Raw genomic sequence first — 19,101 nt, 5'->3', positions numbered from 1 at the left:
AATATGCTGTGAGGTCAAACGCAGTCTCCTCTCCCGCCTGCACAGTTCCTAAATGTCTCATTTTAGATGCACAACAGAAAAAGCTCTAAGGCTTATGTTTCATAAGGCTTAGACCGATTTTAATAAATGATTGTTGATGCACTCTGATTCAATTAGATGCGACTTTAAAAAGTAATTAAATAAGACTATTTTTTTAAACTCTAAATATAAGGTATGAGAGAGGTTACATAAATTATAAAGCATGATTTTATTATTTTAAGTAATTGATTTTAAATAATATATTTTGTAACCTTAATGGGGTTACATGAGGTTACTAAAGTTTTTTAAAATAAATTAAATTTATATAAATCATATACTTAATAGGTTACACGTTGTAACCTCAAAAATAGGTTACATGTAACTTTAAAGTTACCTATATGTAACTTTTATAAAACTAATATATATTGTTAATAATCATATATATAACTATATAAATAAACATCTGTAACTTTTGTAACCCCTATTTTTCATGACCTAAATTTTTGAGCCAAGCTTTAATAAGAGGGAAGTTCACTCATAGATTCTGAGTGTTATATACACTCCCTTGATGCAACTTTTTTTAATGATTTAAGAGTCTGAGTTATGGAGAGAAACTGGGATTTGAACTGAAATTATTTTTATGGTGACACGGATGTTACACAAGACCTTTTTAATTAAAATTATATTGTTAAATTACATGTAGTTAATGAGTATATTTTTCTCCCGCCACCTCCACCAAATACCTAGCTTAATATGACTGAATATGACGTTATATAAAGCGCAAAGGCTTGATTCTAAAGGGATCAAGCCTTTTTTTATGCCTAAACATAACCAAATATAACTAGCTATAGTGTACATGTGCCGTGTACACTGTCTTGTACATTGCATATTTTATTGAACTCACTGGTGTACAAGGTATGAAAAGAGCTGATATCAAAAGAAGACCTTTATCAGATACCGTATTAGCGAATCTCGAAGCTGAAGAAAAAGAGTATCGGGAATTAGATGGTGAGGGTTTATATTTCCGTGTAAAACCTGATGGTAAAAAAGCATGGCTTTTCAGATATAAAAAGGCTGATGGTAAATGGTCATGGTTAGGTATCGGAACTTACCCTGAGCTTTCAGGGGCTGGAGCAAGAAAGAAAGCTAGAGAAATTATTAAAGATATTTCACATGGTGATAATCCAATTATTACTAAGCAAGAACGTAAGCGCCAAGAACTAGAGCAAAATAATGCTACGTTTGAAGTGTTGGCTCGAGAATGGCTTGATACCAAGCTGAATTCATGGGTTAAAGACACTATGGTTCGGAATAAAGGAGCATTAGAGAAACATATATTCCCAGTATTCGGTAAACGGTTATATAGCACGATTAAACCCATTGAATGGATGAATCATTTAAAAGGAATTCAAATAGAACAGGGTATTTATGAGCAAGTGAACCGTATTCGTGCTATGTGCCGTGATATTTATGACTTTGCTAAGGTCACAGGTCGTATTGATTACAATCCATTAGAGGGGCTGCAAAAATATTTACAACAAGGTAAGAAGGAGAATATGGCACATGTGAGTGAGCAAGAACTGCCAGCTTTATTAAGAGCTATAAATAATTATCCGACTATAAATGTTCGTATGGGTTTACAGCTTTTAGCTATGCTGTTTTGCCGCCCAAGTGAGCTTAGGGGGGCAACGTGGAGTGAGTTTGATCTAGATAATGCACTTTGGAATATTCCTGAAGAACGTATGAAGAAGCGCCGTGAGCATGTCGTCCCTTTATCTACTCAAGCCGTTGCAATTTTGAAAGAACTCAAAAGTTTTGAAACCAATTCTGAATTTTTATTTCCGAGTAGGTCAGATAAGAGTAAGCCTAAGTCCGATACGGTTTTCATTATGGCTTTGCGCCGTATGGGTTATGAAGGTAGACAGACACCCCACGGCTTTAGACATATTGCGAGTACCTTACTGAATAATCGTGGATTTGATGAGCGACATATTGAAGCAGCACTTGCACATGTAAAAGATGGTGTAGCGGGTGTATATAACAAGGCTCAGTATCTACAAGATAGGGCAAATATGATGCAATGGTATGCGAACCATTTAGAAGAAATTGCAGACCAGAGCATTCTTCAGTTTAAAAAAGTTAAGTGATCATGCAAATTGTAAAAGTGATAACAATGACGAACTTCATTTCTAAAATTGTTGAAAATAAACGAGCAGATTTAAGCGATCAGGGAATATGCTTAAATTATAAGCGTCGGTGCGTGGCAGGGATAACTCTGATCGAATCGCAACGTTGCTAACTGCGCATTCAGGTAGTGAATTTATGTAGGCCAATTAGCTTTTTCCCCCAAACGATTAAATTCCGCGAGAAGTTAGTTTTGAAGCATACTTGGATAAATTGAAAGATTGGAAATTTAACCTTTTCCACTATGAAAAAGTGCTTGCTGCCTCAAAACTTTAGGCAGGTGCAGAATAATAAATCAGGCTGTATTTAGCTTTAAAACACAAGAGAAGAACATGTTTACTTACCTTTCAGAATTACTTGAACAGAAACGTACTGAACTTGACGATGAAGAACGTGCTGTGGCCATTGCCGCCGTGTGTAATAGTCCTACATTGGTGTACTGTTGGTATGATGAAATGGACTTTTATCAACGTTTGCCGTTATTTAAAGTGACTGAAACTAAGATCCTTAATCTGGTAGATCTAACCCTTCAATATGATGCATTTACGTTTGCACCAGAAAATATGCAAGTTAAAGATCCAGAGCTGATACAGGCCATCGATCAATCAGGCGTGTTCGTGATAGACAATGATTTCTTTGGTTGTTTGAAAGGACTAAGCCGGTATAAAGATGGGATCTATTATGCGAATCAGATCAAAGCAAGTAACGCTATAAAAAAGGAAATCTTTAACAGGTTCAGAAAGATCCTTTTAGGCTTATTTGCTGCTTATGATACTGAACAGGCGTATGAAGAAATGATCGAGAACCCATCAACAGATGAATTCTGTAGAGCACTTTCCATGCGAAATATTCAGGAAAGTGGACTTGGAGCTTATGAGGACTTCTTGGAAAAGGTAGACAACCGACAGTTACTCCGTTTTGAATATACCGACGTAGTCGAAAAAGCACGGGAGCGATTGGCAGCAGCAAGTTAATCCTTTTAATTTACGGATATACAAAAATTGGTAACTCTCAGCTCTAGTTTGAGTTAGAACAGATTAGTGACTCTTTATAATGATTTATAAAGAAATAAAAATAAATATACCATATAGTGCTCTGATTAAGCCTTGATAGGCTTCCGAAAGTTGAAGGTACTATTCGATTGGCTTAATAGTTTTATTGAGAGTACTGCATGAGGAACAATAATCGTGATTACCTATCTTAAAAATCAAATTCTAGATTTGACAATTAGAGCTACTGAAAACTTATTTTTCTTTTATGAACGTACTAATAGACTAAATGAAGATTTAGACTTTTTGTTATTACAAGCTAAGACTTTAAATTTAATACGAGACATAAAAAATAGATTCTCACAGACGGAAGATGGATGCTATCAGCTAACACTTGAAGAAACACAAAATTTAGCTAAGTTATATATTTATCAAGACTTTAAGGATGAATTAGATAATATTATTGAAAGAGCCTTTTTTGCCATTTATAGAAATATTGCATATGTAGAAATGTTTATAGAACAAAATGATTTGGAAAGAGCCCTTTTTAGCCTATGTGAAGGCTATCAAATCTTTGGAACGGCTTTAACGCCGAATAATAAGTATGTTTTTAATACAATGGATAGCATTGTTATTTCTAATAAAAATAGAGAAATCGCAAAAATTAAAGCAAAAAGAGATGTTGAAATAAATCGCCCAATGTATGAACTGATTGAAAAAGCTTGGACTGATGAATGGCATCAACAACCTGCAACTAAATTTGCAAATTATATTATGCACCAACCAAACAAAAGAGAATTGGTGGGGAGTGCAACTCACGAACATATTGTAAAGCATGTTCGTAAACTAAAAAATGAACGTAAAATAGAGAATTTACAGAACTAAAAAATTACTTCTGCCGGCAGAAACAACTTTTTGCCGGCAGAAAGAACGACATTTTTAATACTCATAAACATACTTACTTCATTAAATTTATTTATATGGAGTCAAGTAAATGCATCCAATTAGAGTTACATACAATCAAACATGTGAACTGTTAAACATTACGCGTGATACTTTACGTAATCTTATTAAAAAAGATCCAAATTTTCCGAGACCATATAAGCAAGGTTCTACTCAACAGGCTCCAGTCTATTTTGATTATGGCGATCTAATTACATGGCATAACAAACAGAAAGACATAAGCTCCTCTCAGGAGGGGTGATAATGTCTAACCTTATAAAGAGATATACCCAAAATTTTGCTTTATTGATGCTATTGGGCATAACAGTACTTGTTCTGACTACTTGTAGCCAGCCGGCATATGCAAATGAGGAAAATCTAAGTAGTCATATTGATAGGGGGCAAGCATGAATGCAGCTCATGAAGCCCCTATGGCGAGTTCGGAATCACCATTAGAAATTTTAGCGCAAGCTACTAAGCTTGTCTCGACAGATCAAGATTATTTTTTGCAGCCATTAATACAAAGATTTGGCAGTCCTTTACAGCTGATTTATGTTGATCAATCGAAAGGAGAAATAGGAGGTATTGAATATGAAAATCCTTTCATTTTACCTATCTATGATGGGCAATTAGAGCTTGTGCAATGTGCTTTTTTACAAGATGGGCGCCGTGTGCAGATTTTGCCGAATGGATTAGCTCAAGGCTTTGCCCTGTATGGTCGTTTTGACCATGCAGAGCCCATCATCGTAACCTATAGTCTAGAGGCATTCTTTAAGATTGCACAGACAGGCTACGCCGTGGCATTGGTGTTATTGCCTACCCTTTGTAATGCCAAACAGACAGCGTTAAAAGCCTTTGATTTTGAGCAAATCCAATTTGTGATTAATCAACTTTCAAAAGCGGGTTATACCAAGCTCTATATGCCAGCACGACCAGAACAGATGCAACAAGAGGTATTCCAAAATCTTGAAAAAAAAACCTCAATCAGGTTGCTCAATCAACTGCAAATTATGGGCGACAAGGAGTTTTTCACTGAGCTGATTCAGGATGAGGATGCAGAAGAAGTACAGGCATTTCTTGATGAGGCGATTGAGCAGTTGCCCAAAATCGACCCATTACCCAAAGGGTATTTAGCCAAGCCATTTAGAATGGATGATGGCTCATGGCTGCAAAATATTGAGAGCGGCTTATATCAGATCAAGGATAAACAAGATGAGAACGGTGAAACCAAACAGATCAGGACACGTATTTCAAACTCCTTGACCATTTTGGGTGAAGCAAGAAGCGTAAATAATGATAACTGGAAGCGTGTGATTCAGTTTCATGATAAGGATAATACCCAGCATACGCTACTCATCCCTTATGAGCATTTCATGGGCGAAGCACAAGAAGCCTTAAAGATTATTGCGAATCATGGCTTAATGCCGCCAAGACAAATCAATAAAAAGAATATTTTTATTCATTACCTTCAGGACTATCCCATTGAGAAACGCTTTAGATGCGTTGCTCAAACGGGGTGGCATGGACATGCATTTGTGACAACCCATCGTACATTTGGCAATTACGGTGACGAGGAGCTGTTATTTCATAGTGATATGAAGGACCCTTACAGTACGTTGGGGAGTCTTGAAGGCTGGCAGCAACTAAGCCAGCTTATTGAGCTTCATGCCCTAGCTGTGCTTTCCTTCTCTTGTGCTTTTGCAGGGCAACTGGTTCTCCCATTAGGGGCTGAAAGTGGTGGCTTTCATATCTATGGTTCATCTACAGATGGCAAAAGTACCATTACTAAAGCAGCCTGTAGTGTATGGGGAAATCCAAAACATATATCGAAGTCTTGGCGTACCACAGACAATGCTTTAGAGAATGAAGCAGAGTTAAGGAATGACAATTTCCTTAACCTTGATGAATTGCGCCAAGCAACTCCGAAAGCGGTGTCTGATATTGTGTATATGCTTACAGGTGGGCAAGGTAAAGCACGAAGTAATAAGGCCGGTAGGAACAGAGAGATTAAGCAATTTAGCTTAATGTATACCTCTACAGGTGAAGTGACTTTAGAAGAGCATTTGCGCCGTGGAAATCTTGAGCTAGATGCAGGTTTACTTTTGCGTTTTGCTCATCTATCCAGTGATGCTGGTAAAGGCTACGGCGTATTTGAACAAATTAATTATGGTACGACCTCCAGTGACTTAGGAAATCGTATTAATGAGCTTTTATCACAGCATTATGGGCATGCAGGGATTAAATGGCTTGAGTATCTGACTCATGATAAAGATGACGTCATGCTAAAAGCTCAGAACTTACTTGAGGAGTTTACCGAAAAGCACAAGCAAGCCAAGAATGGGCAGGCAAACCGTGTATTACGGCGTTTTGCACTCGTTGCGGTTGCTGGAGAATTGGCAACTCAGGCAGGCATCACAGGATGGCAGCAAGGTCGAGCATTTGAAGCACTAGGGCAATGTTTTCAAACTTGGCTAGGTAGTTTAGGTAACGGTGAAAACCTTGAGGAAACGAAAATCCTTGAGCATTTCAAGGTATTTTTTGAAGCACATGGGACAAGTCGTTTTGAATACTTGAGAGAGAGGCGCCATCCAGATGGAGAAGTCATACGACAAAGTATTCAAAACCGTGTTGGTTACTATGACCCTGATGAAAAAGTTTACCTAGTTTCATACACGATGTTTAAGCAGGAAATGTGCAAGGGCATCAATGAAGCCAGTGCCAAGAAGGTGCTAATTAAGCATGGTTGGATTAAAACTTTCATAGAGGGTGAGAAAAAGCTCTATGTGAAGAAAACTAGTAATCACCTTCCAGATGGAGGACGTCCGCGTATGATGCACTTTAGTGTGGAAGCCATGCAGCAAATTGAGGGTGAAATTTAAAACCTGAATATTTGAGGTGGTCATGGTGGATAAGGTGGACATATAAATATTAATTTCAATTAACTATATGTTATTTAATAATATTAATATGTCCACTTTGTTTTAATTTATCATTTTTATTGGGTGGGCATAAGGTGGACATGCTTTTGACTATAGTCACAATGTCCACTCCCGTTGTTTTGTCTGTCCACTCTTTTCTGCCCCAGATCAATATTAAGGTGGTCTTAATTAAATTAAAAAAATCAGATAGATAGTTAATTGTGTCCACATTGTCCACCCTGACCACTTCAAATGACAACCAAGGATGAGATTGCTAAGGCAATTGGTTGTGGTGTCGTGATGATTTACCGAGTGGTGAAACACCAGGATTAACTTTTACGAGAATCTACAGGTGATATTTTCGTCGGGATATGCACAAGATGGGTCACGAATAAGTAGTGCGAATTGATTAATAAAATGAGGGCTTTAAGCCCTCATTTTTAATGATTTTCATGCTCTATATAATATTGGCGTTTCCGTCTTGAATTATGTTTCCAACTTTTCGCCAGATCATAAACTGAGGTGGGTAAATCATCCCAAGCATTGGGTAAACCAGCACCCCGCGCAACACGAATTTTTAAAGGGTAGTCTTTGTACTCAATCAGGTGTAAGCAATAAAAGCTACGCTCTTGATGGGTACTGAATTGTTTAAACACTGAACTTCTGATATTGGGATAACTCTTCCAGAAATAGCGGTGTTTTGTACCTTGTTGATGGTGTGATTTTTTATACTGAGATTTCAGTTTTTTCATGTCTCCTCCTAGGTGGCAATACCTAGAAGGGATCCTCTGCGAAGTAGTTCATTTAGTCAGACCAATTATAGTTATCGTTTGGGATATATCAGCATATCAGAATAACTTTAGATACTAGTATAAGAAAGGCTAAATATTGAAAATGGATTGAGGTTTAATCGATGATTAAGAGGATAAGAAAACATACAGACAAAAAAGATTCGCACTAGCAAAAGTCTGATACACGAGCCACTTTATATTTATAAATTTAGACATAACTTAAATCAGTGTAAATTTGAGTGGGCAAAATGATCACAGCATTACATGAGTTATTTTTTAATGAGTTGCACATAAAAAATAACCTAGTTTGATATTGAATATTCATTTAGTAAAAAAGCAATTCGATGCAGGGACCTGCCTGTAGAGCGAATTGCCTTAAGAATTAAAATTAACTATAAGGTGATCTTTTGTCAATCAAATCTATTGGAGTGAGAGATAAGCTGAATACTTTATCGCTGGCATTAATAATTCTATAAATCAGGTTCATATTTATGTGATGGCATTATGCCAATTTTATGCCAAATTTTTATATTCCCAATTTTTTAAAAATAATTAAGTATATGTTTTTTAATTAAAAATGATGTTTTTGTTTTGTGCTTGGCATATTGGACTTTTACTTTTTTCATGTTCCCAAAAGCTGCCTATAAAATTAGAAATAGTGGTAAAAGTTAGTGATGCTGAGTAAGTTTTAAATGTCTATTCCGGCCATTGGATGCTCTAATGTTTGATATCCAAGCGAATTTATTAAATAGAAGGGGGTTTACCCATGTAAATGACTGGATTCACAGTAGATCTACTATTGCTTATAAATCATTGTTTTTAGGTACATTAGATAGATGAGGAAAATCCATGTAAGTTAGTGGATTCACAGTAGATTTACCATTGCTTATAAGCCATTGTTTTTAAAAGTATTAATTAAATTAGATTTACCCGTGTAAGTTAGTGGATTCACAGTAGATCTACCATTGCATATAAGTCATTATTTTTAGGTGCATTAGATAGCTGGAATTTGCCATGTAAGTAAGTGGATTCACAGTAGATTTACTATTGCATATAAGTCATTGTTTTCAGATGTATTAAATAGCTGGAATTTGCCATGTAAGTTAGTGGATTCACAGTAGATTTACTATTGCATATAAGTCATTGTTTTTAAATGTATTAAATAAATTGGATTTATCCGTGTAAGTTAGTGGATTCACAGTAGATCTACTATTGCACATTAAGTCATTGTTTTCAGGTGTATTAAATAGCTGGAATTTGCCATGTAAGTTAGTGGATTCACAGTAGATTTACTATTGCATATAAGTCATTGTTTTTAAATTAATTAAATAAGTTGGATTTACCCGTGTAAGTTAGTGGATTCACAGTAGATTTACTATTGGATATAAGTCATTGTTTTTAGGTGCATTAGGTAGATGGGGCTAATCCGTGTAAATGACTGGATTCACAGTAGATCTACTATTACATATAAGTCATTGTTTTTAATGGTATTAGATTGATGAGAAAAATCCATGTAAATGACTGGATTCACAGTAGATCTACTATTACATATAAGTCATTGTTTTTAGGTGCATTAGGTAGATGGGGCTAATCCGTGTAAATGACTGGATTCACAGTAGATCTACTATTACATATAAGTCATTGTTTTTAATGGTATTAGATTGATGAGAAAAATCCATGTAAATGACTGGATTCACAGTAGATCAACTATTGCATATAAGTCATTGTTTTTAGGTGCATTAGGTAGATGGGGTTAATCCGTGTAAATGACTGGATTCACAGTAGATCTACTATTTCATATTAAGTCATTGTTTTTAAATGGATTAGATGGATGAGAAAAATCCATGTAAATGACTGGATTCCCAAAAGGATTTTTAAAGAATGTAAGTCTTGTTTTTTTTAATGTATTAAACAATCCGAATCGTGGAGAAGGGTACTTAGATGGAATTTATTCCCCTTTATGTGCTTATCAATTATGTTATCAAAACAAGTTGACTATTCGTGTAATGGAATTATTGATTTAAGTAATACCAAAGACCATCAATTTCTGTTTCATGATCAAGTTTTATTAGCATTAATTCACTGTATCTTATATTTGATGAGTCTATTTCTTGATGCAGAAAGAATGCACCTTGTAAAGCATCGCAATGAAAACAACCATTAGATAAATACACATTTCCACGGGTTTTGCTAAATCGTTTGATAATGAACCCATATTCGTATCTTTGTAGTAGTTGAGGGTTATTTAGTATTTCGCTATGCGCTGTTGATAATTGTTCAATACTTATTTGGGAAACTTTGGTTAAGCCAGCTTTGTGTTGAATAAAGTAGTTAATTTCCATAATAGTGTTTGTTGATTGTTTACATTTCCAACAGTCCACTCGGTTAAATCCTAACTGTAAAAAGTACTGTGCATTAGGTTTTAATGAATGCTGAATACCACCAGTCATCAGATGGTGGAAAAATTCAATAAACTCTATTTCTACTAAATCACAGGAATCCCAGTTTTTAAATGCACCGCTAGTGGTAAGTTGATTGGTTTCTTTATCTAGCCATATCGAAAAAACTGGCATTTCATAACTTTGGTAATCCAATACATTCCATTTATTACTTTTCGTCGTGCGCATAAACCAAATTGCTCTAATTCCTGAAGCAATATATTTCTCCTGACGGCGTTTAGTTTCCACAATACTTTGTGGTGACCACTGAATTTCAATAATAATTTTAGATTTATTTTTTTCAGCATAGATATCAGCAATCCACGTTTCACCACTTGGAGTTTCTCCTCGATATTCAGGAATGACATTCCATCCATTTTCGTGCAGATGTTTTAAAACGAGATATTTGCATAACTGATGTTCACGACTTTCACCCGAACTAAAACTACAACTGCTAGATGGATGGTGTGCAAAGAATTGCGTTCCTAGTTTATTTTTCTTAGGTATAGCAGGGGTTTGGCAACATGGCATGAATATACTGAGGTTTTTATATTTATCTTTCAGTCGAGTCCATTGCTCATCATTGAGCATAAAGCTGTAAATTTCTTTATTTTCGATAATACTGATAAAGCCCATATCTATACTAATTTATTGTCTTTTGTCTCATTCTAAGGTCTGTAAAACCTATTGTAAATCAGGCACAATGACCGCATTTATTTCAATATTGATAGCTGCTTAACAGCTTTGGTTTTTTAATGACTAACAATAATTTTTCTCAAGTAGCCGCATTCATTTGGTCAGTTGCAGATTTACTTCGTGGTGATTTCAAACAATCTCAATATGGAAAAATTATTTTACCATTTACGTTATTACGTCGATTGGAGTGTGTATTAGCGCCCACCAAAGCTAATGTGATTAAGGAGTATAAAAATATAAATGCTTTAACATTTTCAGAAGAAGCTATGGAAATGTCATTGATTAAATCAACTCAAGGTTTAGCCTTCTTTAATACCTCGGAGCTTGAATTAGCTACTCTTAGTCCAATTTATATTCGTCACAACCTCAATGACTATACTCGAAATTTTTCAAGAGAAGTAAGAGAAATATTTGAACATTTCAAGTTTGATGAATTTACAGGTTTATTGGATGATGCCAACTTACTTTATAAAGTGGTGCAGAAATTCGCGGCCACAGATTTAAGCCCTGAAAAGCTTTCGAACCATGATATGGGCTTGGTGTTTGAAGAACTAATTCGTCGTTATGCAGAAATTGCTAATGAAACCGCAGGGGAACACTTTACCCCACGTGATATTGTTCGACTCACCACAGGGCTGATCTTTAGCCAAGATGATGATGCCTTAAATAAAGATGGCGTGATTCGTACCATGTATGACCCAACCGCGGGAACGGGTGGTTTTTATCTTCAGGCACAGAGTATGTGTATGAGCATAACCCTGAAGCGGTAATGCGTGTTTTTGGTCAGGAGTTAAACCCAGAGTCCTACGCGATCTGTAAAGCCGACATGCTGATTAAAGGGCAGGATGTTCGCAATATTAAGCTGGGCAATACCTTGTCCAATGACCAACTGGCCTATGACCAGTTTGACTACATGCTGTCGAACCCACCGTTTGGTGTGGATTGGAAAAAGATCGAACAAGAAATTAAAGATGAGCACGAACATAAAGGCTTTGAAGGGCGTTTTGGTGCAGGCTTACCGCGTGTGTCGGATGGTTCGTTACTGTTCTTAATGCACTTAATCAGCAAAATGCGTCAGCCAGATCAGGGCAATGATCAAGGCAGTCGTATCGGGATCATCTTAAACGGCTCACCTTTGTTTACAGGGAGTGCTGGCAGTGGTGAAAGTGAAATCCGCCGTTATATTTTAGAAGCCGATTTGCTTGAAGCGATTATCGCGCTGCCAACCGATATGTTCTATAACACGGGTATTGCGACTTATGTGTGGGTACTCAGCAATAAGAAAGAGGCTGAGCGTAAAGGCAAAGTGCATCTCATCAATGCCACGAACCTGAGTTCGAAAATGCGGAAGTCACTTGGCTCAAAGCGTAATTACCTGACCGATGCAGAAATTAAAACCATCACACAAAACTACGGCGCGTTTGAAGCAGTGGATACACTGACTTTAGATGGCGAAAGTGAACAGCAAAAACCATTCTCTAGCAAAATCTTTAACAGTTACGAGTTCGGCTACCGCCGTGTCACCATTGAACGTCCATTGCGTTTATCGATGCAGCTTTCGGATGAGCGTATTGCGACTTTACGTTTTGCTCCAAAGCCATTTAATGCAGTTATGCAAAAAATCTATGCAGGCTTTGGCAATGACTGGACAGAAAGCAGCTATGGTGAGTTGAGCACAGCGCAGCAAGTAGAAATCCGTGCGCTGATTAAAGCTGAATTTACCGAGCTTAAAGAGAAAGACATTAAAACTGTGCTTGAGTCGAAGTTGTGGCTTGAGCAACGATCTTTAATGCGTAAAGCCGAAACACTAAAAGCCAAAATTGGTACGGCGCAGTCGGATGACTTTAATGCCTTTGATGAGGTACTGAAACACGCCTTAAAAGACAGCAGCATTAAACTGGAAACCAAAGAGAAAAAGCAGTTCCTTGATGCGGTGACTTGGAAAAATGCGGATGCTGAACCTGTCATTAACAAAGTCATTAAAGGCAAAGAAAACCCGCTATATGGTCAGTTTAGCTACCAAGGTAAAGTGGTTGAGTTTGTACAAGATGGCGATTTGCGTGATGCGGAAAATATTGCCTTAGACCCAAGCCAAAGCACCACAGATTTAATTGAGTCTTACTTTAAGCGTGAAGTACAACCGCATGTGCCTGATGCATGGATTAATGCTGATAAGCGTGATGCACAAGATGCTGAAATTGGCATAGTCGGTTATGAAATTCCATTTAACCGTCATTTTTATGTGTATGAACCACCGCGTGATTTGGCTGAAATTGATGCGGATTTGGATGAGGTAAGCCGTGAAATTATGGCACTTCTACAAGAGGTGCATTCGTAATGGCGAAGTATCAGAAATATGCTGAGTATCAAGATTCAGGTGTTGAGTGGTTAGGTGAGGTTCCTAGTCATTGGCAAACTCCAAAACTGTTTCATGTTACAAGCAAAATAGGAGATGGGTTACATTCAACTCCAGTTTATCAAGAAGGAACAGGATATTATTTTATTAATGGTAATAATTTGGTAGATGGTAAGATTGTCATTGGTAGTACAGCTAAAGAAGTACCTAATGAGGAGTTCATTAAGCACAGAGTTTTCTTGAATGAATCAACGGTACTGTTGTCGATTAATGGAACGATTGGTAAGGTAGCATTATATGAAGGTGAACTAGTAATATTGGGGAAAAGTGCTGCTTACATAAATTGTGAACATAAGGTGTTAGCTTTATTTTTATTAAATTTTTTAAATACGTTACAAGCAAAGAAATATTATGATTTAGAGGTAACAGGAACTACAATTTTTAATTTATCTCTTAATTCTATAAGGAATATGAAACTTCCTTTACCAACTATATTAGAACAAACCCAGATTAATAGTTTCCTCGACCACGAAACCGCACAAATTGACACCCTCATTGCTAAACAAGAAAAGCTGATTGAACTGCTGAAAGAAAAACGCAAAGCGGTGATTAGTCATGCGGTGACTAAAGGGCTAAATCCGAATGTATCAATGAAAGATTCAGGTGTGGAATGGTTAGGGGAAGTGCCTGAGCATTGGACTGTAAGTAAGTTTGGTTATATCTCTCAAGTAGTACGTGGAGGCTCACCTCGTCCAGCTGGTGATCCAACATTATTTAATGGCGATTATTCACCGTGGGTAACAGTTGCTGAAATCACAAAAGATGATGAGCTATATCTTACAAGTACAGAAACATTTCTTACAAAGAAGGGAAGTGAACAGTGTCGAGTTTTCCAGACAGGTACTTTGTTGCTTTCAAACAGTGGTGCTACGCTTGGAGTTCCTAAAATTTTGTGCATCAATGCAAATGCAAACGATGGTGTGGTTGGGTTTGAGGAATTAAAAATAGACACAGAGTATGCTTATTTTTATTTATCAGTTCTGACAAATGATTTACGTGAAAGAGTTAAGCAAGGTTCAGGACAACCAAACTTAAACACTGATATTGTTAAAGCAATTTCTATCACTCTTCCGCCTGAAAATGAAATTAAAGAAATTGTTGCAGCCATTAAAAAGAAAATTAATCATTTCTCTAAGTTAATGGCGTCGGCAGAACATGCTATTCAACTCATGCAAGAACGCCGTACAGCGCTTATCTCAGCAGCCGTAACAGGTAAAATTGACGTCCGTAGCTGGCAACATCCTGATAAAAAGAACGAAGTGGATGTGGAGCTAAGCGCATGATGCTCTCCACTCGTCCTATACAAATCTGTTCGCAAATGCGAACAAAAAGCCATTGCACAAAAACGCATAAAATTGCACAATACGCTCAACAACACCCGACAAGGCTAGGCAAGCAATTGCATCCTCAAACTGTCGGGTTACTTTTTTCTGCTCTACCAAAATATAATAATGAATCTACATATAGGCAATTACCTCAGTGTGCAGGTAATGCCGTATGAAACCATTTAATAAGCTGCCAAAAACATTTTTCGAGCAACTGGAGATTTTAAAATCTCGCGGTATGGTCGTTTCCGATGAACAAAAAGCCATTTTTCATTTAGCCCAAGTCAATTACTACCGTTTGGGTGCCTATTGGCTACCCTTTGAACAGACCCATTCACCCCACTGTTTTAAAGAAAACACGCATTTTGAACAGGTGTGGGAAAGCTATGTTTTTGACCGTGAACTCAGGCTCTTGGTACTCGATGCAATCGAACGGGTTGAAGTGGCGATTCGAACCCAATTTGCCTATGAGCTTGCACATCGGCATGGTGCACATGCATTTATGCATCCGCAATATTTTAAACCTCTGTTTAGATGGGAAAAATTATTAGAGTCATTAAAGAGCGAAATAGACCGAGCTGATGAAGTATTTATAGATCATTATAAACGTACCTATGATGATCCAGAGCTACCACCTATTTGGGCAACTTGTGAGGTGATGAGTTTTGGGCAGCTTTCTAAATGGTATCAGTCACTTGCTCCGAAACAAACACGCACAGCAATTTCGAGTCATTTTGATTGCGATGAAAAGCAATTTGAAGGTTTATTACAGCATCTCGTGTATTTGCGAAATACCTGTGCACATCATTCCCGTCTATGGAATCGTAAATTTACGAAAACCATTGCGAAACCTAGAAATAAACCTTTGGGCTTAGCGCAGCAGTGCAATTTTGATCAAACGACTTCGGCAGATCGTAAATTGTATAATAGCTTGGTTTTTCTACTGTACTTTATGGATAAAATTACTCTGCAACATACATGGCGTCAGCGTTTGATTGATCTTTTGTTGTCGCATAGCAACATATCCAAAGCCTATATGGGCTTTTCTGAAGATTGGCAAAGTTATCCAATCTGGCAGATAAAATAATAGAAAAGATATTTAGAATTTAAAGGGGCGGCGGAAACAATGAGATCGGATGTAACTTTAGAAACGATTTTTCAACAAGACATTATTACGCAAATGCAAAGCCACGGTTGGCAGGTCGGTTCGCCACAAGGGTATCACCGTGAAAAAGCTTTGTACGAACAAGACATTTTAGCCTTTGTACAAAGCACCCAAGCCAAAGAGTGGCAGAAGTTCCAAAACATCTTCCCGAATGACACCGAACGCCATTTTTTAGAGACCGTGGTGGCGCAACTTAAAAAAGCGGATATCAATGCCACGGATATCGAATCTCGTAGTTATGGCACCTTGGGCGTATTGCGGCACGGACTCAAAACCCGTGGCACACGCTTTTCATTTTGTCAGTTTAAACCTGAACATGGCTTAAACCCTGAACTGAATGCAAACTACCAACAGAACATTTGCCGTGTGGTGCCCGAACTGGTGTATAGCCCATACACCACGCAAGCGGAACTTGAAGCGACAGGCAAACAAGCCAAAAAATGGCGTATCGACTTGGTGCTGTTTATTAATGGTTTTCCTGTGGCCACCATGGAACTCAAATCTGAGTTTAAGCAAGCTGTGCAAAATGCCATGACGCAGTATAAAAAAACGCGTCTACCGAAAGACCCAGAAACCAATAAACCTGAACCTTTACTCAGCTTTAAACGTGGGGCATTGGTACACTTTGCGGTGAGTCAGTATGAAGTGTATATGGCAACCCATCTCAATGGGGACAGTACCTATTTTCTACCATTTAACAAAGGCACTAAAGAACAAGGTGCAGGCAATGATGTGCCTAAAGATGTGAATGAATACGCCACAGGTTATCTGTGGAATGAAGTACTGACCCCAGACAGCTTGTTGAATATCGTGGGGAACTTCATTCATTTACAGATTGAAGAAAAAGAAGATTGGGAAGGACGTAAATATAAAAAAGAAAGCCTGATTTTCCCACGTTACCACCAGTGGAAAGTGGTGAGCAAACTGGTTGAAGATTCTTTAAAAGAAGGCACAGGGCAAAAATATCTGATTCAGCACAGTGCAGGTTCAGGCAAGTCCAACTCGATTGCATGGACGGCGCATCAACTGTCTAGCTTGTATGATGCCAACAATCACAAAATGTTCGACTCAGTGATTGTGGTGACGGATCGAACCATTTTAGATGCTCAGCTACAAGACACCATTTACCAGTTTGAACATGCCGATGGGGTGGTTGGACGCATTAACAATAAAGAAGGTGATGGCTCGAAGTCAGAGAAACTGGCAAAAGCCTTAGAAATAGCACAGCCGATTATCATTGTGACCATTCAGACCTTCCCATTTGTACTCCGTGCAATTGAGAACAGTACCAGCTTAAAAGAGCGTAAATACGCCGTGATTGCCGATGAAGCACATTCATCCCAAAGTGGTTCTACTGCACGTCAGCTCAAAGAAACCTTAATGCTGGAAGAGCGTGAGGAAGATGATCAACTCACCTCTGAAGATGTTTTAGATGCGGTGATGGCATCGCGCAAAGGCAGCCAGAATTTAAGTTTCTATGCCTTTACCGCAACGCCGAAGGATAAAACCTTACAACTGTTTGGACGTTTGCCGAATCCAGAGTTACCGCCGTCCAAGACTAATAAGCCTGAAGCCTATCATATCTATTCCATGCGCCAAGCGATTGAAGAAGGCTTCATTTTGGATGTATTGAAAAACTACACCAACTATAAAGTTATCTATAAGCTCAGGCAGAAGCTTGAAGAAAAAGACGATCAGGTTGATGCCAAGAGAGCCAAGGTTAAACTTAATCAATGGGTACGCTTGCATGACCACAATATCTCGCAAAAAGTTCGTGTGATCATTGAGCATTTTAAAAAGAACATTATGGGCTTATTGGGTGGTCAGGCAAAGGCCATGGTGGTGACCAATTCACGTAAAGAAGCAGTCCGTTACAAGCAAGCCTTTGATAAATACATCACTGAACAGAAGTATACCCACATCCAAGCCATGGTGGCATTTTCGGGGGAAGTGGAATTCACTGAGAATGATGCCGACAGCAGTCATTTGCTTGGACAGAAATTTACTGAAAGCAACATGAACCCAAACTTGAAAGGACGTGAAATGCGTAAGGCATTTGACAGTGATGACTTTCAGGTGATGATTGTGGCGAACAAGTTCCAGACTGGTTTTGATCAACCAAAGCTGTGCGCCATGTACGTGGATAAAAAACTGGGTGGGGTCGAGTGTGTACAGACCTTATCACGTTTAAACCGTACCTATCCGGGTAAAGCGGAATCAGGCACCTTTGTCCTCGATTTCTTTAATGAACCGCAAGATATTTTGGATGCCTTCCAACCTTATTACCAAACGGCGGAATTGGCTGATGTGTCGAATCCAGATCAAATCTATGACCTGTTTGAGAAGCTTAAAGTTGCTCGGATTTTCTTGTGGAATGAAGTCGAGCAGTTTGTCGAAGCGTTCTATAGCAAGAACAAATCTAATGCCGCACTCGCCAATATCTGTAAACCTGCATTGCAACGCTGGCAGCAACGTTATAGTGCAGCGGTAAATGATTACGATGTGACGAAAAATCGCTTGGAGATAACCAAGCGAACAGGCGAACCTGTGTTGATTGCCAATGCAGAGAATGAGTTTGCTGAGGCGAAAAAGGCGCGTGATGTTTTAGAAATCTTCAAGAAGGATTTAGGCAGCTTTACTCGTTTCTACGAGTTCATGTCCCAGATTGTCGAGTATGACGATAAAGAGCTTGAGAAACTTAGCTTATTTGCACGTAACTTACGTCCATTACTGCGTGAACAAGTTGCTGATGAAGATGAGATTGACTTGAGTAATGTGGCGATGAGTCATTACCGTCTGTCTAAGATCCGCCAGCAAGATATTCAGCTTAAAGCCGATAGTACCGAGCATAAGCTAGAACCTGCGAATGACATGGGGACTGCAAAAGCCAAGGATAAGAAGGAGGACTTTTTATCGGTCATTTTAGGGCGTGTGAATGACTTATTCATTACAGATAAGCTCACAGATCAAGACATGATTAACTATGTGCATACCGTGGCAGGCAAGATGTCTGAAAACACACGCATGATGAAGCAGATTCAAAACAATACGCGTGAACAAGCCATGCTAGGAGAGTTTGATAGTGCTTTAGATGATGCCGTGCTAGACAGCAATGCTGCACACATGGAGCAAATGACACAGTTGATGAGTGACCCTGCCAAGATGAGGCGGTTTGCGCACATTATTTATGATGTGTTGGTGAATGAAAAACGTGATTAA

10 protein-coding genes and 2 pseudogenes are annotated in these 19,101 nt (G+C 38.1%); 10 read left to right on the top strand and 2 right to left on the bottom strand.

The features are described 5' to 3' along the window. Positions 1-935: 935 nt before the first annotated feature. From E0H82_RS02570 to E0H82_RS02550, 5 genes are all read left to right on the top strand, one after another. A complete protein-coding gene (locus E0H82_RS02570) occupies positions 936-2,165 on the top strand; it encodes a tyrosine-type recombinase/integrase (protein WP_131262856.1) in 1,230 nt (409 codons plus the stop codon). Between the two features lie 369 nt (positions 2,166-2,534). Further along, positions 2,535-3,176: a hypothetical protein gene (locus E0H82_RS02565; protein ID WP_131262855.1), complete on the top strand. Its 642-nt coding sequence runs from the start codon at positions 2,535-2,537 to the stop codon at positions 3,174-3,176. A gap of 213 nt (positions 3,177-3,389) precedes the next feature. Then, positions 3,390-4,076, top strand: a complete 687-nt coding sequence (locus tag E0H82_RS02560) for a hypothetical protein (protein ID WP_131262854.1) — start codon at positions 3,390-3,392, stop codon at positions 4,074-4,076. Positions 4,077-4,185: 109 nt separating this feature from the next. Continuing rightward, on the top strand, positions 4,186-4,395 hold the full coding sequence (locus tag E0H82_RS16655; protein ID WP_131262853.1) for a DNA-binding protein: 210 nt from the start codon (positions 4,186-4,188) through the stop codon (positions 4,393-4,395). A 145-nt stretch (positions 4,396-4,540) separates the two neighbouring features. Then, entirely contained in the window at positions 4,541-7,012 is a 2,472-nt protein-coding gene (locus E0H82_RS02550) for a DUF927 domain-containing protein (protein ID WP_228258612.1), read from the top strand. Between the two features lie 479 nt (positions 7,013-7,491). Here E0H82_RS02550 and E0H82_RS02545 read toward each other — a convergent pair whose 3' ends face one another. Beyond that, complete coding sequence (locus tag E0H82_RS02545; RefSeq protein WP_131262852.1) at positions 7,492-7,803, bottom strand: hypothetical protein; 312 nt, start codon at positions 7,801-7,803, stop codon at positions 7,492-7,494. A gap of 2,051 nt (positions 7,804-9,854) precedes the next feature. Next, positions 9,855-10,916, bottom strand: coding sequence for a competence protein CoiA family protein (locus E0H82_RS02535; RefSeq protein ID WP_131262851.1), 1,062 nt, complete (start codon positions 10,914-10,916; stop codon positions 9,855-9,857). Between the two features lie 119 nt (positions 10,917-11,035). Between E0H82_RS02535 and E0H82_RS16785 the strand changes: the two are divergent. The 5 genes and pseudogenes from E0H82_RS16785 to E0H82_RS02510 form a co-directional block, all read left to right on the top strand. Next, positions 11,036-11,404 (top strand): annotated as a pseudogene (locus E0H82_RS16785) (type I restriction-modification system subunit M N-terminal domain-containing protein); the annotation flags it as partial. A 102-nt stretch (positions 11,405-11,506) separates the two neighbouring features. Continuing rightward, positions 11,507-13,314 (top strand): annotated as a pseudogene (locus tag E0H82_RS02530) (HsdM family class I SAM-dependent methyltransferase). Continuing rightward, the gene (locus E0H82_RS02525; protein WP_131262850.1) at positions 13,314-14,675 is read left to right on the top strand and encodes a restriction endonuclease subunit S; all 1,362 of its coding nucleotides are present in this window, start codon (positions 13,314-13,316) and stop codon (positions 14,673-14,675) included. Before E0H82_RS02530 ends, E0H82_RS02525 begins: the two are co-directional and overlap by 1 nt. Positions 14,676-14,889: 214 nt before the next feature. Next, positions 14,890-15,804 carry an Abi family protein gene (locus tag E0H82_RS02515; protein WP_131262848.1) on the top strand — a complete coding sequence of 305 codons (915 nt, stop codon included), beginning with the start codon at positions 14,890-14,892 and terminating at the stop codon, positions 15,802-15,804. A gap of 39 nt (positions 15,805-15,843) precedes the next feature. Then, positions 15,844-19,101, top strand: a complete 3,258-nt coding sequence (locus E0H82_RS02510; RefSeq protein ID WP_131262847.1) for a type I restriction endonuclease subunit R — start codon at positions 15,844-15,846, stop codon at positions 19,099-19,101.

This window comes from Acinetobacter sp. ANC 4910, from assembly GCF_004331035.1.
In the GTDB taxonomy this organism is placed as follows: domain Bacteria; phylum Pseudomonadota; class Gammaproteobacteria; order Pseudomonadales; family Moraxellaceae; genus Acinetobacter.
This window is presented reverse-complemented; position numbering and strand designations above follow the sequence as displayed.